Genomic DNA, 16,448 nt, shown 5'->3' with positions numbered 1-16,448 from the left:
TGGGCGCGCTGGAGGCGCGGATGAACGAGGCGCTGGCCGGGCTGGAATGGGGCTATGTCACGCTCGGCGTGGACGAGGCCGATCGCAGCCTGCGGCTGGCGCACCACGCCATGCCCGCCGTGCCGCTGGCGGCGGACGAATCGGGCCACTGGTTCGGCGCGGTGCTGGAGGGGCTCTACGGCGCCTGGATGCTGGCGCAGCAGGGCGGCGCCACGGGCGGGGCGACCATGCGCGTGGTGCAGGGCGATACCGCCAGGCTGGTGCTGCGCTACGGCGGCTGAGCCCGGCGCGCCGCGCGCGGGTCGCGGCGCCGGGCGCGGATGCCTTGCGGCGCCGCAACAGCCTCGGCATCCTCCCCGCCAAACCTGGGAAGGAGGGGGCCGATGCGCCTCGCGGTGCTCAAGGAACGACGCGCGGGGGAAACCCGCGTCGCCGCCACGCCGGAGACGGTGAAGAAACTGGTTGCGCTGGGCCTGGCCGTGGCGGTGGAGAGCGGCGCCGGCCTCGCCTCCGGCCTGCCGGATGCGCAATATCGCGAGGCCGGGGCCGAGATCGCCCCCGACGCCGCCAGCACCCTGGCCGGCGCCGGCATCGTGCTGAAGGTGCGGGCGCCGCTGGCCCGTGGCGAGGGCGAACGCGACGAGCTGTCGCTGATCCCGCGCGGCGCGCTGCTGATCGGCACGCTCGACGCGCTCTCCGACGCCGGCCGGGCCCGCGCCTATGCCGAGGCCGGCATCGATGCCTGCTCGATGGAGCTGCTGCCGCGCATCACCCGCGCGCAGAGCATGGACGTGCTCTCCTCCCAGGCCAACCTCGCCGGCTACCGCGCGGTGGTCGAGGGCGCGGGCGCCTTCGACAAGGGCTTTCCCATGCTGATGACGGCGGCGGGCACCATCCCGGCGGCCAATGTCTTCGTCATGGGCGCCGGTGTCGCCGGGCTGCAGGCCATCGCCACCGCGCGGCGCCTCGGCGGCCGCGTCTCGGCCACCGATGTCCGGCCGGCGGCGAAGGAGGAGATCAAGTCGCTCGGCGCCAGCTTCGTGGGCTACGAGGATGCCGAGAGCCAGGCGGCGCAGACCGCCGGCGGCTATGCCAGGCAGCTCTCGGCCGAGTTCTACGCCAAGCAGGCCGAGGTGGTGGCCGCCCATGTGGTGAAGCAGGATGTCGTCATCTGCACCGCGCTGGTGCAGGGCCGCAAGGCGCCGACCCTGCTGACCGCCGAGATGGTGGCCGGCATGAAGCCCGGCAGCGTGGTGGTCGACATCGCCGCCGATGCGGGCGGCAATTGCGCGCTGACCGTGCCGGGGGAGAGCATCACCACCGAGGGCGGCGTGAAGATCCTGGGCCACCGCAACTGGCCCGGCCGCATCCCCGCCGCCGCCTCCAGCCTCTACGCGCGCAACCTGCTGACCTTCCTGACCACCTTCTGGGACAAGGAGGCCGGCGCGCCGAAGCTCCCGGCGGAGGATGAGATCATCCGCGGCGTGGCGCTGACCCGCGCCGGCGCCGTGATCCACCCGCAACTGCAGACCGCCGGCTGAGGAGCCCCGCGATGAACGCGACCGATCTCGCCAACCAGGCCTCCGCCACGGCCGAGCGCGCCTTGGCGCTGGCCGCCCAGGCGCGGCAGATGGCCGAGGCCGTGGCCCCCGTGGCCCAGGCCGCCGAGCCCTTCCTGCTGCTGCTGACGATTTTTCTCCTCGCCTGCTTCGTGGGTTACTATGTGGTGTGGAACGTCACCCCGGCGCTGCACTCGCCGCTGATGGGCGTCACCAACGCCATCTCCTCCGTCATCGTGGTGGGCGCCATCCTGGCCACCGGCCTCGGCGATTCCTGGGCGGCGAAGTTCTTCGGCTTCCTGGCCGTCACGCTGGCCTCGGTGAACATCTTCGGCGGCTTCCTGGTGACGCGACGGATGCTCGCCATGTTCAAGAAGAAGGGCTGAGCCGATGGCCCACACGCTCTCGACGCTCGCCTATCTCGTCGCCTCCGTCCTGTTCATCCTGGCGCTGCGCGGCCTGTCGCACCCGGAGACCAGCCGCCAGGGCAATCTCTACGGCATGGTCGGCATGGCCATCGCCATCCTGGCCTCGCTGGCGCGGCCGGGCATGGACATTGGCGGCATCGCGCTGATCCTGGCCGGCCTGGCCCTCGGCGGCGGCATCGGCGCGGTGGTGGCGCAGCGCATCCAGATGACGGCGCTGCCGCAGCTGGTCGCCGCCTTCCACTCGCTGGTGGGCCTCGCCGCGGTCTTCGTGGCCGCCGCCGCCTTCTACAACCCCGAGGCCTTCGGCATCGGCCATCCCGGCGCCATCCACACCGGCAGCCTGGTGGAGATGACGCTGGGCCTGGCCATCGGCGCCATCACCTTCAGCGGCTCGCTGATCGCCTTCGCCAAGCTGCAGGCGCTGATGGGCTCGGCGCCGATCACCTTCAAGGGCCAGCACTGGCTGAACCTTGGCCTCGCGCTGCTGCTGCTGGTGCTGGTCATCGCCTTCGTCGCCACCGGCTCGGGCGTGCTGTTCTGGATGATCGCGCTGCTGGCGCTCGGCCTCGGCTTCCTGCTGATCATCCCGATCGGCGGCGCCGACATGCCGGTCGTCGTCTCGATGCTGAACTCCTACTCGGGCTGGGCGGCGGCGGGCATCGGCTTCACGCTGGGCAACCTGCTGCTGATCGTCACCGGCGCGCTGGTCGGCGCCTCGGGCGCGATCCTGTCCTACATCATGTGCAAGGGCATGAACCGCAGCATCGTCAACGTGCTGCTGGGCGGCTTCGGCAGCGAGTCGGGCGCGGCCTCGGCCGGCGGCAGCGGCGGCCCGGCGCGGCCGGTGAAGGCCGGCAGCCCGGAGGATGCCGCCTACATCATGAAGAACGCCGCCAAGATCATCATCGTGCCCGGCTATGGCATGGCGGTGGCGCAGGCGCAGCAGGTGGTGCGCGAGATGGCCGACCTGCTGAAGAAGGAAGGCGCCGAGATCGCCTACGCCATCCACCCCGTCGCCGGCCGCATGCCCGGCCATATGAACGTGCTGCTGGCCGAGGCGAACGTGCCCTATGACGAGGTGCACGAGCTGGAGGAGATCAACCCCGAATTCGCCGAGGCCGATGTGGCATATGTCATCGGCGCCAATGACGTGACCAACCCGGCGGCGAAGACCGACAAGTCCAGCGCCATCTACGGCATGCCGATCCTCGATGTGGAGCGCGCCAAGACGGTGTTCTTCGTCAAGCGCGGCATGGCCAGCGGCTATGCGGGCGTGGAGAACGAGCTGTTCTTCCGCGACAACACCATGATGCTGTTCGGCGACGCCAAGAAGGTGACGCAGCAGATCGTCCAGGCCCTGCAGAAATAATTTTTCCGGGCTGCCGCCGTCCTGCGGGGCGGCGGGACGCTGCACGGAGGGGCCTTGCCGCCTTCTCGGTGCAGCTTTCATGTCACGCGGCGGTTGATGAAACCGGGAGTGGGGAATGAAACGGTTGCAAACTCTTTGTCGCCCGCGCCCCCCTGGCCTATAAGCATCCGATCATGGCGGTCAAAACGAACCTCACGCCCTTGCCGGGGGCCTGCGCGGCCTGTGCCGTCCGCCCCTTCGCGCTGTTCCGGGTCGTGCCGCAGGCGCGGGTGGGGGAGATCGCCCGCGTCCGCTCCGCCGTGCGCTTGGTCCGCTCGGGCGAGGCGATCCGCGACACCGTCTTCACCCTCTATGCCGGCTGGGCCTTCTCCTGGACGACGACGCCGGATGGAAGGCGCCAGATCCTGGACTTCCACCTGCCGGGCGACCTGGTCGAGCGCAGCGAGGACGGGGCCGAGGTCTCGGCGCTGACCGATGCCAGCTTCTGCGTGCTCGCCAAGGACCGGCTCTGCGAGTTCATGGGCCGCGACCCCGGCTTGGCCATGTCCTATGCCGACGGGCTGGTGCGCGACCGCGCCCGGCTGCGCGAGCGGCTGACCAGCCTCGGCCGGCGCGACGCCATGGGGCGCGTGGCGCATCTGCTGCTGGAGCTGCACACCCGCCTGTCGCATCGCGGCGGCGCCGACCGCAGCGGCGCGCCGCTGCCGCTGAAGCAGGCGCATCTGGCCGATGCGCTGGGCCTGTCGGTGGAGCACGCCAACCGCGCCCTGGCGGCACTGCGCCGCGACGGCGTGGCGGCGCTGCAGAAGGGGCGGCTCGACATCCTCGACCGCCCGGCGATGGAGGATCTGGCCGGCTGGTCCAGCGCCCCCGCCGTGCCGGTGCTGACCTCGCTCAAGGCCTGAGACGCCGCCTCCCCCGCCGGGCGGGGGAGACGGCCTGGCTTTCCCATCCCCGATCTCTCCGTCATGCTGCGCATGGCCCCTTGCGGGGCCGGGCTGGCTATGTTGCGCTGCATCATCATGCGTGCCGCGCGGGGCAGGACTCGCCCCGGAGGCGAGGGGCGGCGATCAAACCACACGCCGCAGTGATTGACATAATCTCACTTTCGCCGATTGTTGATTCGAACGACGGAGATAGGGACCATGGCCATCACGCGCCGCCATCTGCTTCTGTCCGGTGTGGCGACCGGGCTTGCCGCCAGCCTGCCGGCCGGGCTGCCGCTGCCCGCCCAGGCGCAGGAACCACGCCGCGGCGGCGTGCTGACCGTGCATCTGGGCTCGGAGCAGCGCATCCTGAACCCGGCTTTGCGCGCCTCCACCGGCGTCTACATCATCACCAGCAAGATCATCGAGCCGCTGGTCGATCTGGGCGAGGGCGGCCGGATCGTCCCCGTCCTGGCCACCGCCTGGGAGGCGGCGGCGGACGGCAAGACCGTCACCTTCAGGCTGCGCGAGGGGGTGCAGTGGCATGACGGCAAGCCCTTCACCAGCGCCGACGTGCAGTATTCCGCGATGGAGCAGTGGAAGAAGCATCTGAACTACGGCACCACGCTGCAGCTCTATCTCGACGCGGTGGAGACCCCGGACGCCCACACCGCCATCTTCCGCTATTCGCGCCCGATGCCGCTGAACCTGCTGCTGCGCGCGCTGTGCGACCTCGGCTATGTCGTGCCGAAGCATGTGTTCGAGGGCAGCAATGTGCTGGAGAACCCGGCCAACACCGCGCCCATCGGCACCGGCCCGTTCAAATTCGTCGAGTACCAGCGCGGCCAGTATGTGATCGCCGAGCGCAACCCGAACTATTGGCGCCAGGGCTTCCCCTATCTCGACCGCGTGGTGTGGCGCTTCATCACCGACCGCTCGGCGGCGACGGCGGCGCTGGAGACGGGGGCGGTGCAGCTCTCCGCCTACAATGGCCTGCCGCTGGCCGATCTCGACCGGCTGCGCAAGGACAACCGCTTCGAGGTCTCGACCCGCGGCGTCGAGGGCAACGTCTTCAACAACACCCTCGAATTCAACACCCGCCGGCGCGAGCTGTCGGACAAGCGGGTGCGCCAGGCCATCGCCCACGCCATCGACGTCGATTTCTTCCTGGAAAACTTCCTGTACGGCCTGGGCAAGCGGGCGACCGGGCCGATTCCGTCCTCCTCGCAAGAGTTCTTCCCCGGCAATCCGGTGCCCTATGCCTATGACAAGGCGCGCGCCGAGAAGCTGCTGGACGAGGCCGGCTTCCGCCGCGGCGCGGGCGGCATCCGCTTCAGCTTGCGCATCGTGCCGATCATGAATGGCGAGGATGTGCCGCTGCTGGCCACCTTCATCCAGCAATCGCTGCAGCAGGTCGGCATCCGGGTGGAGATCGTGCAGCTCGACATCGCCGGCGCGCTCGCCGCCGTCTATCGCGACTGGAATTTCGACCTGGCCACCGGCTGGCACCAGTATCGCGGCGACCCGGCGGTCTCCACCACCGTCTGGTACCGCTCCGGCAGCCCGAAGGGCTCGCCCTGGACCAACCAGTTCGGCTGGCAGTCGGACAAGGTCGACCAGCTGATCGACCAGGCCGCGACCGAGCTGGACGCCGCGAAGCGCAAGGCGCTCTACGCCGATTTCGTCCGCGAGGTGAACGAGGAACTGCCCGTGTGGATGATGACCGAGCGGCCCTTCTACGCCGCGACCAGCCGGCGCGTGCAGAACCACCACACTGTGCCGCGCTGGGATTCCGGCGACTGGCACGACACCTGGCTGCAGCCGGGCTGAGGCGAGGGCATGCGCATCCTCCTGCTTGCCCTGCGCCGTCTGGCCGCCAGCCTGCCGACGCTGTTCCTGATCCTGGTCGGGCTGTTCCTGCTGCTGCAGCTGGCGCCGGGCGACACGGTGGATGCGCTGATCGCGCAGATGGGCGGTGGCGACCCCGCCATGGCCGAGCAGCTGCGGCAATTCTACGGGCTGGACGCGCCGGTCATCGTCCAGCTCGGCCGCTACCTGCTGCGGCTGGTCACGCTCGATCTCGGCTTCTCCGCCATCTATGGCAAGCCGGTGGCCAGCGTGATCCTGGAACGCCTGCCGGTGACGCTGCTGCTGATGGCCAGCGCCCTCAGCTTCGCCTTCGCCGCCGGCATGGCGCTCGGCGTGCTGGCGGCGCGGCGGGTCAATCGCTGGCCGGACACGCTGATCTCGACGCTGGGGCTGGTCTTCTACGCCACCCCCTCCTTCTGGTTCGGCATGATGGGCATCGTGGTCTTCGCGGTCCACCTGGCCTGGCTGCCCGCCGGCGGGTTCGAGGAGATCGGCAGCGGCAACACCGGCCTGACCCGCGCCCTCGACATCGCCTGGCATCTGGTGCTGCCGGTGGCGACGCTGGCGCTGACCTATCTCGCCACCTATCTGCGCATCATGCGCGCCTCGATGCTGGAGGTGCTGACGCTGGATTTCGTCCGCACCGCCCGCGCCAAGGGGCTGGGGGAGACGGCGGTGGTGCTGCGCCATGTGCTGCGCAACGCGCTGCTGCCCGGCGTCACGCTGATGGGGCTGCAGGCCGGCACCATGCTGGGCGGCTCGGTGGTGGTGGAGAGCGTCTTCGCGCTGCCCGGCCTCGGCCGGCTGGCCTATGAATCGGTCGTGCAGCGCGACGTGAACACGCTGCTCGGCATCGTCTTCGTCTCGGCGCTGTTGGTCATCGCCATCAACTTCATCGTGGACATGCTCTATGCGAAGCTCGATCCGCGCATCCTGTCCGGGCGCTGAGGCATGATCGGCTTCCTGAAGCGCTACGCGCGCAGCCCGGCGGCGGTGGTCGGGCTGCTGATCGTGCTGGCGGTGATCGGCATGGCCATCGCCGCGCCCTTCCTCTTCCCGCGCGACCCGCTCTCGCTCGCCGGGCGGCCGCTGCAATGGCCGCTGGACAATCCGCGCTTCTGGCTGGGCACCGACAATGCCGGGCGCGACATCGCGGCGCAGATCTTCCACGGTGCCCGCACCTCGCTGCTGATCGGGCTGGTGGCCACCGTGGTCGCCATCGGCATCGGCATCGTCATCGGCGCCATCGCCGGCTATTACGGTGGCTGGGTGGATGACGCGCTGATGCGCGTCACCGAGGCCTTCCAGACCTTGCCGAATTTTCTCCTGCTGCTGGTGCTGGTGGCGGTGTTCGGCTCGAACATCACCTTCGTCACCATCGCCATCGGCATCGTCTCCTGGCCACCCTCGGCGCGGCTGACGCGGGCCGAGTTCCTCACCTTGCGCAACCGCGAATTCGTCCAGGCCTGCCGGGTGCTCGGCATGCGCGACCGGCAGATCATCTTCCACGAGATCCTGCCCAACGCCCTGCCGCCGGTCATCGTCTATGCCAGCGTCATCATGGCGGTGGCCATCCTGCTGGAAAGCGCGCTGGCCTTCCTCAACCTCTCCGACCCCAACGTGCCGAGCTGGGGCAATCTGATCGGCGCCGGCCGCGGCGTGCTGCGCGTGCAATGGTATGTCTCCGCCATTCCCGGCCTGGTCATCCTGCTCACCGTGCTCGGCGTCTCGCTGGTCGGGCAGGGGCTCAACGACGCGCTGAACCCGAGGCTGAAGGGACGATGAGCCTGCTCTCCATCGAAGGCCTGACCGTCGCCCTGCCGAAAGGCGCCGACCGCCCGCACGCGCTCGAGCATGTCTCGCTGCGTCTCGACGCCAACGAGATCCTCTGCGTGGTGGGGGAGAGCGGATCCGGCAAGTCGCTCACCGCCGGCGCGGTGATGGGGCTGCTGCCGGAAGGCGTGCGCGCCATCGCAGGGCGCATCCTGTTCGAGGGGCGCGACCTGCTGCAACTGCCGCCGGCCGAGATGCGCCGGCTGCGCGGCGCCCGCATCGGCATGGTGTTCCAGGAGCCGATGACGGCGCTGAACCCGCTGCGCAGCATCGGCAGCCAGATCGCCGAGATGTTCCGCATCCACACGCGCCACTCCCGCGCCGAGATCGAGCGGCGCGTGCTGGCGCTGCTGGAGGAGGTGCGCATCCCCGACCCGGCCTCGGCGGCGCGCGCCTATCCGCATGAGCTGTCGGGCGGCCAGCGCCAGCGCGCCATGATCGCCATGGCGCTGGCCCTCGAACCCAAGCTGCTGATCTGCGACGAGCCGACCACCGCGCTCGACGTCACCACCCAGGCGCAGATCCTGCACCTGATCCGCGACCTGCAGCGCCGCACCGGCACCGCGGTGCTGTTCATCACCCATGATTTCGGCGTGGTGGCCGATATCGCCGACCGGGTGGCGGTGATGCGCCAGGGCCTGCTGGTGGAGCAGGGCCCGGCCGAGGACGTGCTGAACCGCCCGCAGCACCCCTATACCCGCGCCCTCGTCGCCGCCGTGCCGCCGCTGCTGCCGCCCCCCGCCGCGGCGCCTGCCGAGCCGGCGGCGCCGGTGCTGGAGGTGGTGAACCTCTCCAAGACCTACCGCAAGGGCGGCTTCCTCAAGCGCAGCCGCCGCGTCACCCATGCGGTGAAGGAGGTTTCTTTCAGCCTGCCGCGTGGGTCCACGCTGGGGATCGTCGGCGAAAGCGGCTCCGGCAAGTCGACGCTGGCGCGCTGCATCGTCCGCCTGCTCGACCCGGAACAGGGAGAGATCCGGGTCGAGGGGCAGGACCGCATGGCGCTGTCGCGCGAGGCGCTGCGGCGCGATGCGCGGCGCGTGCAGATGGTGTTCCAGGACCCCTTCGCCAGCCTCAACCCGCGCCGCCGCGTGGGCGAACTGGTGGCGCAGGGCCCGATCATCCATGGCACGCCGAAGGCCGAGGCCTATGCCCGCGCGCGCGAGCTGTTCGGCCTGGTCGGGCTGGACCCGGCGGCGCTGGACCGCTTCCCGCACGAATTCTCCGGCGGGCAGCGCCAGCGCATCGGCCTGGCCCGCGCTTTGGCCATGCAGCCGGATCTGCTGGTGGCGGACGAGCCGGTCTCGGCGCTCGATGTCTCGGTGCAGGCGCAGGTGTTGCAATTGCTGGCACGGCTGCGCGCGCAACTCGGCCTGTCCATGCTGTTCATCACCCATGATCTGCGCGTCGCCGCCCAGCTCTGCGACCGCATCGCGGTGATGCGCCAGGGCGAGGTGGTGGAGGAAGGCCCGACCGCCGAGGTCTTCGCCAACCCCCGCCATGACTACACGCGCGCGCTGATGGCGGCGGTGCCGGGGCAGGGCTGGACGCCGCCCATCGCCTTCGGCAGCGAGGCGCCGCCGGGCTGAGCCCGCCTGCCCGTGCCGGCGCCAATTGCGCGCCGGCCGGGCAGCGCGCCGCCCCGCGCAGGCGGATTGAAGAGGCGGGCCCCCTTTTCAGCGGCATCGAAGCGATGAACACTCCCACCCCGTCACGGACCGGGAGAGTTCCACCTGATGGCATCCGCACGCCTTGCCTCCGATATCGGCGGCACCTTCACCGATCTGGCCCTGGAGCGCGGCGGCGAGCGCTGGACCGCCAAGGTCCTCACCACGCCGCACGCCCCCGAGCTTGGCGTGCTGGAGGGCATCCGTGTCGTCCTGGCCAAGGCGGGGCTGCAGCCGTCGGACATCGCCCTGTTCATCCATGGCACCACCCTCGCCACCAATGCGGTGATCGAGCGCAAGGGCGCGAAGACGGCGCTGCTGACCACCGAAGGCTTCCGCGACGTGCTCGCCCTCGGCAATGAGTCGCGCTACGACCAGTACGATCTGAACATCGAGCTGCCGCAGCCTCTGGTGCCGCGCCGCTGGCGCTTGGCCGTGCCGGAGCGGCTGGACAATGAGGGCAAGGTGCTGCTGCCGCTGGACGAGGCGGCGCTGCGCCGGCAGATCGCCTTCATGAAGTCCGAGGGCATCGAGAGCGTCGCCATCGGCTTCCTGCACGCCTTCGTCAACGCTGCGCATGAGCAGCGCGCCGCCGCGATCCTGGCCGAGGAATGGCCGGAAGTGCCGGTCTCGCTCTCCTCCGAGGTCTCGCCCGAGATGCGGGAATGGGAGCGTTTCTCCACCACCGTCGCCAATGCCTATGTGCAGCCGCTGATGGCGAGCTATCTGCACCGGCTGCGCGAGGGCGTGCGCGAGGCGGGCTTCGCCTGCCCGCTCTTCCTGATGCTGTCGGGCGGCGGGCTGACCACGCTGGAGACGGCGGCGCGCTTCCCGATCCGCCTGGTGGAGAGCGGCCCGGCGGGCGGCGCCATCTTCTCCGCCCATGTCGCGCGGCAGCGCGGCTGGAGCAAGGTGCTGTCCTTCGACATGGGCGGCACCACCGCCAAGGTCTGCCTGATCGACGATTTCGCCCCGCAGGCCAGCCGCACCTTCGAGGTCGCGCGTGTCGGCCGCTTCAAGAAGGGCTCCGGCCTGCCGCTGCGCATCCCCGTCATCGAGATGGTGGAGATCGGCGCCGGCGGCGGGTCGCTGGCGCAGGTGGACAGCCTGGGCCGCATCCAGGTCGGCCCCGAGAGCGCCGGCGCCGATCCGGGGCCGGCCTGCTATGGCCGCGGCGGCACGCGGCCTGCGGTGACCGACGCCAACCTCGCCCTCGGCCGCTACGAGCCCTCGCTCTTCGCCGGCGGCCAGTTCCCGCTGCACGTCGAGCCCGCCAAGGCGGCGCTGGCCGAGCATGTCGGCCAGAAGCTCGACCTGCCGCCGGAAATGGCGGCGCTCGGCGTGGTCGAGATGGTCGATGAGAACATGGCCAATGCCGCGCGCGTCCACGCGATCGAGAGCGGCAAGGGCTATGAGGGTCGCGCCATCATCGCCTTTGGCGGTGGCGGGCCGGTGCATGGCTATCGCGTGGCGGAGAAGATCGGCGTGTCGCGCATGCTGGTGCCCTCGGGCGCCGGTGTCGGCAGCGCCATCGGCTTCCTGCGCGCGCCGGTCGGCTATGAGGTGGTGAAGTCGCTCTACCAGCGCTTCCGCAGCTTCGATGTCGCGGCGGTGAACGGGCTGCTCAACGCCATGTCGGCCGAGGCGCGCGGCGTGGTGCAGCAGGGCAGCTTCGGCGCCGAGCTCTCCGAGACCCGCATCGCCTATATGCGCTATGTCGGCCAGGGGCATGAGATCGCGGTGGCGCTGCCCTCGCGCGACCTGGCCGAGGCCGATATCGCCGCCATCCGCGCCGATTACGACGCCGAGTATTCGCGCTTCTACGACCGCCCCGTGCCGGGCAGCGATGTCGAGATCCTGTCCTTCGCCGTGACCGTGGCGACGCTTCTGCCGGAGGTCGCGCCGGCCGAGGCTGTTGCCGACAGCGCCGCGCCGGCGCCGGTGCGGCACCAGGCGGTGCGCGACACCAGCAGCGGCGAAGTGGCCGAGTGGTCGGTCTATGAGCGCGAGCAGCTCGCCCCCGGCGTTGCCCTCGCCGGCCCCTGCATCGTGGCGGAGGCGGAGACCAGCACGCTGGTCGGCCCCGGCTGGACCTGCCGCATGGATGCGCTCGGATATCTGGAACTGACGAAGGAGGCCGCGTGATGGACGCCCAGCCGATGAACGCGCTGGAAAAAATCCAGCGCCAGATCCAGTGGAACCGCCTGATCGCGGTGGTGGAGGAGCAGGCGCAGACCATGATCCGCACCGCCTTCAGCACCACGGTGCGCGAGGCGGGCGATCTTTCCGCCGGCATTTTCGACCTGAAGGGCCGCATGCTGGCCCAGGCCGTCACCGGCACGCCGGGCCATGTGAATTCCATGATGGAATCGGTGGGCCACTTCCTGGCGAAGTTCCCGGCCGGGACGATGAAGCCGGGCGACCACTACATCACCAACGATCCCTGGCTCGGCACCGGGCATCTGCACGACCTCACCGTCGTCTCGCCCGCTTTCCGCAACGGCAAGATCGTTGGCCTTTTCGCCAACACCGCGCATGTCATCGATGTCGGCGGGCTCGGCATGGGGCCGGAGGGGCGCAGCGTGTTCGAGGAGGGGATGTACATCCCCATCGTCAAATGCTTCGACCAGGGGAAGGCGAACGAGACCTTCTTCGACTTCATCCGCGCGGGTTCCCGCACGCCGGTGGAGCTGGAGGGCGATGTCTATTCGCTGTGCGCCTGCAACGATGCCGGCATCAAGCGGCTGGTCGAGATGCTGGACGAGTTCGGCATGGACAGCATCGACCCGCTGGCCGAATACATCTTCGACAGCTCGCTGGCCGCCACGCTCGCCGAGATCGCCAAGCTGCCGCGCGGCACCTACCACGCCAGCATCAGCAGCGATGGCTATGAGGCGCCGGTGACGCTGAAGGCGGCGATGACGCTGCACGACGACCATATCAGCGTCGACTTCACTGGCACCTCGGGCCTGTCGGGGCGCGGCATCAACGTGCCCGCTGCCTATTGCCGCGCCTATTCCTGCTTCGGCATCAAATGCGTCGTGGCGCCGGAGATCCCGAACAACTGGGCGTCGCTCGCGCCCTTCCGCATGGAGATCCCGGAGGGCTGCATCCTCAACGCGCCGCGGCCCTTCCCGGTCAGCGTGCGGCATGTGGTGGGGCAGCTGCTGCCGGATTTGATGATGGGCTGCCTGCACCAGGCGGTGCCGGACCGCGTCACCGCCGAGGGCTCCTCCTGCCTGTGGAACCCGCCTCTGCGCGGCGGCGCCCAGGTCTCCGGCGGCGCGGCCGAACTGCCGGATTTCGAGGTCATCACCTTCAACTCCGGCGGCACCGGCGCGCGCCCGGGCAAGGACGGGCTGGACGGCACGGCCTTCCCCTCCGGCGTGCGCACCATGCCGGTGGAGGCGACCGAGAATGTCGCGCCCGTGGTGTTCTGGAAGAAGGAGCTGCGCCCGGATTCCGCCGGCATGGGCCGCACCCGCGGCGGCTTCGGCCAGATCATGGAGATCGGCACCAAGGGCGAGGCCGAATTCGCGGTGAACGCCATCTTCGACCGTGTGGCCAACGCCCCGCGCGGCCGCGATGGCGGCGGCGATGGCGCGGCCGGCTGGGTCGGGCTGGATGACGGCACGCTGCTGCGCACCAAGGGCTACCAGGTGGTGCCGAAGGGGCGCCGCCTGCTGCTGAAGCTGCCGGGCGGCGGCGGCATGGGCAACCCGGCGGAGCGCGATCCGGCGCTGGTGGCGCGGGACAAGGCCGATGGTTTGGTGAGTTAAAGTCTTCTTTTTCTGAAGAAAAAGAAGCAAAAAGACTTTGCGGGTTTGGCGTCCCGCCTCAGGCCTGAAGCGGGACGCCAGCGGACAAAAGTTTTTTGGTTCTTTTTTTCAAAAAAGAACGCTTACCTTCTCTTCTGCATCGCCAGGAACGCCAGCGCCGCCACCCCCAGCCCGATGCTGGCCAGCGGGTTCCGGTTCAGTGACATCTGCAGGCTGTGGCGCAGGCTTTCGCCGCTGAAGGGCCCATGCACCGGCGCGGCCTTGCCGCTGGGCTTGAACAGCGTCTCGTCCCGCTGCGCCGCCACCCGCGGATCGTGGCTGACCTGCTGGCTGGCGCCGAAATGGCCCATCAGCCAGTCCAGCGCCCCCGGCATCAGCGCATTGGCCGCCGCGAACATCACCGGCTGCGCGGTGACGCGCACCGAGCGCCGCCCGCTGGTGACGGCGAGGTGGATGGCCTCCGCCACGATCTCCGGCGCGTAGACCGGCGGCGGCGGGCGCGGCACGCCGCCTTCCGGCAGATGCGCGGAGGCATGGCTGAAGAAGGGCGTGTTGGTGGAAGGCGGATGCACGATGCCGAGCTGCACGCGGCTGCGCGCCTCGATCAGCTCGGCCCGCACCGCCTCGGTGAAGCCGGCCACGGCATACTTCGCGGCGGAGTAGGCGGATTGCAGCGGCACGGCGCGCATCGCGACGGCGGAGCCGATGTTGACGATGCGCCCCTCGTTGCGCGGCAGCATGCGGCGCAGCGCGCTGCGGGTGCCATTCACCACGCCGAGATAGGTGACGCGCGTCACCCGCTCGTAATCCGCCTCGGGCAGGTCCATGAAACGGCCATAGGCGCTGACGCCCGCGCAGTTCACCCAGGCGGCGATGGGGCCGAGTTCCTGCTCGATGCGGTCGGCGGCCTTGTCCAGCGCCTCGGCCTCGGAGACATCGGCCTCGGCGATGCAGCCGCGCCCGCCATGGCCTTGCACGGCGGACAGCGTGTCCTCCAGACCGGCTCGGCCGCGTGCCACCAACCCCACATCCCAGCCTTTCCGTGCGAAGAGCTCTGCTGTGCAGCGGCCGATGCCTGAAGAGGCGCCGGTGATGAGGATGACCGGACGGGGGGAAGCATCGGACATGGGGCGTCTCCTGGCGCTCAAGGTTGCGCGCGGCGAGGCGCGCCGTGCCCTCCACCTACCGCCTGGGCGGCCACGGGTTCCCGGTTGCCGCAGCCGGCCGCGTTGGTTTGCTGCCGGGGATAAAAAATGGGCATTTCGCCTGTATTATGGCCTTAAAACTCTTGTTGACTCCCTCCGGGGAGCCTGACAGGCTGATTTTTAGGCGATCGAGCAACGCTGCTCACCTCAATACGCCATCCTCGGCTTGCACCTTGCCCGGCAACGGCGCCGCAGCCCCGGACCTCCGCAGAGCGCGGCGGCCGCGGCAGAGGATGGGTTTCGCATGCATGCCACCCGGCACCGGATCGGCCTGCTCTTCTCCACCGAAGGCGCCTATGGCGCCGCCTCGGCGGAGATGCTGAAGGGCGCGCAGCTCGGCATCGACCAGGTGAACGCCGCCGGCGGCGCGGTGCGGCTGCAGGCGGTGGTGGGCGACCCGCGCGGACAGCTCGCGCGCTACACCGCGCTCGGTGCCGCGCTGCTCGATGCCGGCGTGCGCCACATCGTCGGCTGCTACACCTCGCAGAGCCGCAAGGAGGTGATCCCGCTGATCGAGAAGCGGGACGCGCTGCTCTGGTACACCGCGCATTACGAGGGTTTCGAGGCCTCGCCCAACGTCGTCTACACCGGCGCCTCGCCGAACCAGCACGCCATCCCACTGATCGAATTCGCCATGCGCCATTTCGCGCTGCGCGCCTGCTGCGTCGGCTCCAACTATGTCTGGGCGTGGGAGAGCAACCGCGTGCTGCGCGAGGCGCTGCTGCCGCGCGGCGGCCGGCTGCTCTCGGAACGCTATGTGCCTCTGGGCGACACGGATTTCGCGCAGATCGTGGCGGAGATCCTGCGGCTGCGGCCGGCCTTCATCTTCAGCACGCTGGTGGGGGAGTCGATCCCGCATTTCCTGCGCGCGCTGCGCCGTGCCTGCCGCGCGGCCGGCATCGACCAGGTGGCGGAGATGCCGGTGCTCAGCTGCAACCTGCCCGAGCTGGCGATCGCCGCCGCCGGGGCGGAGTGCGGCGATGGGCATATCAGCTCGAATGTCTATTTCTCCACCGTCGATAGCGCGGCGAGCCGCGCCTTCGTGGCCGAGTATCGCAGCCGCTTCGCCGACAGCCCGACGGCGGATGCCGAGGCCGCCTACCTCACCATCCACCTCATCGCGCGGACCCTGGCGGCGGCGGGCACGGATGCGGTGGAGGCGGTGCGCGAGGCGGTGAAGCACCAGCGCCTGCAGGCGCCGCAGGGCGAGGTGTGGATCGACCCCGACACGCTGCACGCGGCGCTGACGCCGCGCATCGGCCGCTCCCGCGCCGATGGCAGCTATGAGATCCTCTGGCAGGCGCCGCGCCCGGTGGCCCCGGACCCCTATCTGGTGCGCCTGCCATCCACCCATGCGCTGCCGCGCGCGCGGCTGAAGGTGGTGTGATGACCGGACCCGCTCTGCTGCAGAATTTCCGTGGCCTGCGCGCCCTGCTGCTGAGCCCGGCGGCGGAATCCGGCGAGGCCACGCGCATGCTTGGCCCCTCGCTGCACCGCCTGGGGCTGGAGCTGGCGCGCTGTGCCGATGCCGCCGCCCTGCCGCCGCATGATGTGCTGATCCTGGATGGCGATGATGATCTGGCGACGCTGCTGGCGCCGCTCCCGCCGGAATGGCTGGCGGCGTCGCCAATCCTGGGCCTGGTCGGTGTGGAGGCGCCGGGCCGGCTGCGCGGGCTGATGCAGGCGGGCGCCACCGCCTTCCTGCGCAAGCCGGTGCATGGCGCCAGCGTCTATGCCGCGCTGTTCATGGGCATCAACGCGCATCGCGCGCGGCAGCACGGCGCCGCGCTGCTCGCCGCGCATGAGCGCCGCCGCC

Annotated in this window: 14 protein-coding genes; 13 read left to right on the top strand and 1 reads right to left on the bottom strand. The window is 70.1% G+C overall.

Annotation, left to right across the window (positions count from 1 at the left end):
* The 11 genes from bcsD to HMPREF0731_RS06485 all read left to right on the top strand — a co-directional run.
* Positions 1–281 (top strand): cellulose biosynthesis protein BcsD (gene bcsD, locus HMPREF0731_RS06535; protein ID WP_007003262.1); only part of this gene is annotated, 281 nt, incomplete at its 5' end.
* A 102-nt stretch (positions 282–383) separates the two neighbouring features.
* Positions 384–1,541, top strand: a complete 1,158-nt coding sequence (locus HMPREF0731_RS06530; protein ID WP_007003261.1) for a Re/Si-specific NAD(P)(+) transhydrogenase subunit alpha — start codon at positions 384–386, stop codon at positions 1,539–1,541.
* Positions 1,542–1,552: 11 nt separating this feature from the next.
* The gene (locus tag HMPREF0731_RS06525) at positions 1,553–1,945 is read left to right on the top strand and encodes an NAD(P) transhydrogenase subunit alpha part 2 (RefSeq protein ID WP_007003260.1); all 393 of its coding nucleotides are present in this window, start codon (positions 1,553–1,555) and stop codon (positions 1,943–1,945) included.
* A gap of 4 nt (positions 1,946–1,949) precedes the next feature.
* Positions 1,950–3,356, top strand: a complete 1,407-nt coding sequence (locus tag HMPREF0731_RS06520) for an NAD(P)(+) transhydrogenase (Re/Si-specific) subunit beta (RefSeq protein WP_007003259.1) — start codon at positions 1,950–1,952, stop codon at positions 3,354–3,356.
* 173 nt (positions 3,357–3,529) lie between these two features.
* Positions 3,530–4,261, top strand: a complete 732-nt coding sequence (locus HMPREF0731_RS06515) for a Crp/Fnr family transcriptional regulator (RefSeq protein ID WP_007003258.1) — start codon at positions 3,530–3,532, stop codon at positions 4,259–4,261.
* 240 nt (positions 4,262–4,501) lie between these two features.
* Positions 4,502–6,112 (top strand): ABC transporter substrate-binding protein, encoded by a 1,611-nt coding sequence (locus HMPREF0731_RS06510; RefSeq protein WP_007003257.1) that lies wholly within the window; start codon positions 4,502–4,504, stop codon positions 6,110–6,112.
* Between the two features lie 9 nt (positions 6,113–6,121).
* Positions 6,122–7,099 (top strand): ABC transporter permease, encoded by a 978-nt coding sequence (locus HMPREF0731_RS06505; protein WP_007003256.1) that lies wholly within the window; start codon positions 6,122–6,124, stop codon positions 7,097–7,099.
* 3 nt (positions 7,100–7,102) lie between these two features.
* Complete coding sequence (locus tag HMPREF0731_RS06500) at positions 7,103–7,936, top strand: ABC transporter permease (RefSeq protein ID WP_007003255.1); 834 nt, start codon at positions 7,103–7,105, stop codon at positions 7,934–7,936.
* Positions 7,933–9,570: an ABC transporter ATP-binding protein gene (locus HMPREF0731_RS06495; protein ID WP_007003254.1), complete on the top strand. Its 1,638-nt coding sequence runs from the start codon at positions 7,933–7,935 to the stop codon at positions 9,568–9,570. The genes HMPREF0731_RS06500 and HMPREF0731_RS06495 overlap by 4 nt, the downstream gene beginning before the upstream one ends.
* A 147-nt stretch (positions 9,571–9,717) precedes the next feature.
* Positions 9,718–11,793: a hydantoinase/oxoprolinase family protein gene (locus HMPREF0731_RS06490; protein WP_007003253.1), complete on the top strand. Its 2,076-nt coding sequence runs from the start codon at positions 9,718–9,720 to the stop codon at positions 11,791–11,793.
* On the top strand, positions 11,793–13,427 hold the full coding sequence (locus HMPREF0731_RS06485) for a hydantoinase B/oxoprolinase family protein (RefSeq protein ID WP_007003252.1): 1,635 nt from the start codon (positions 11,793–11,795) through the stop codon (positions 13,425–13,427). Before HMPREF0731_RS06490 ends, HMPREF0731_RS06485 begins: the two co-directional genes overlap by 1 nt.
* A gap of 122 nt (positions 13,428–13,549) precedes the next feature.
* On the opposite strand, the gene HMPREF0731_RS06480 is transcribed toward HMPREF0731_RS06485, so the two are convergent.
* Positions 13,550–14,554, bottom strand: coding sequence for an SDR family oxidoreductase (locus HMPREF0731_RS06480; protein ID WP_007003251.1), 1,005 nt, complete (start codon positions 14,552–14,554; stop codon positions 13,550–13,552).
* Between the two features lie 322 nt (positions 14,555–14,876).
* Between HMPREF0731_RS06480 and HMPREF0731_RS06475 the strand changes: the two genes are divergently transcribed.
* Both HMPREF0731_RS06475 and HMPREF0731_RS25060 read left to right on the top strand, forming a co-directional pair.
* Positions 14,877–16,019, top strand: coding sequence for a transporter substrate-binding domain-containing protein (locus HMPREF0731_RS06475; RefSeq protein ID WP_007003250.1), 1,143 nt, complete (start codon positions 14,877–14,879; stop codon positions 16,017–16,019).
* Positions 16,019–16,448, top strand: a 430-nt coding sequence (locus HMPREF0731_RS25060; RefSeq protein ID WP_007003249.1) for an ANTAR domain-containing protein, incomplete at its 3' end; no start/stop codon positions are given. The genes HMPREF0731_RS06475 and HMPREF0731_RS25060, both read left to right, overlap by 1 nt.

This window comes from Pseudoroseomonas cervicalis ATCC 49957, assembly GCF_000164635.1.
In the GTDB taxonomy this organism is placed as follows: Bacteria; Pseudomonadota; Alphaproteobacteria; order Acetobacterales; family Acetobacteraceae; genus Pseudoroseomonas; species Pseudoroseomonas cervicalis.
The sequence above is the reverse complement of the archived record's forward strand: the minus strand, read 5'-3'. Positions and strand labels throughout refer to the sequence as shown.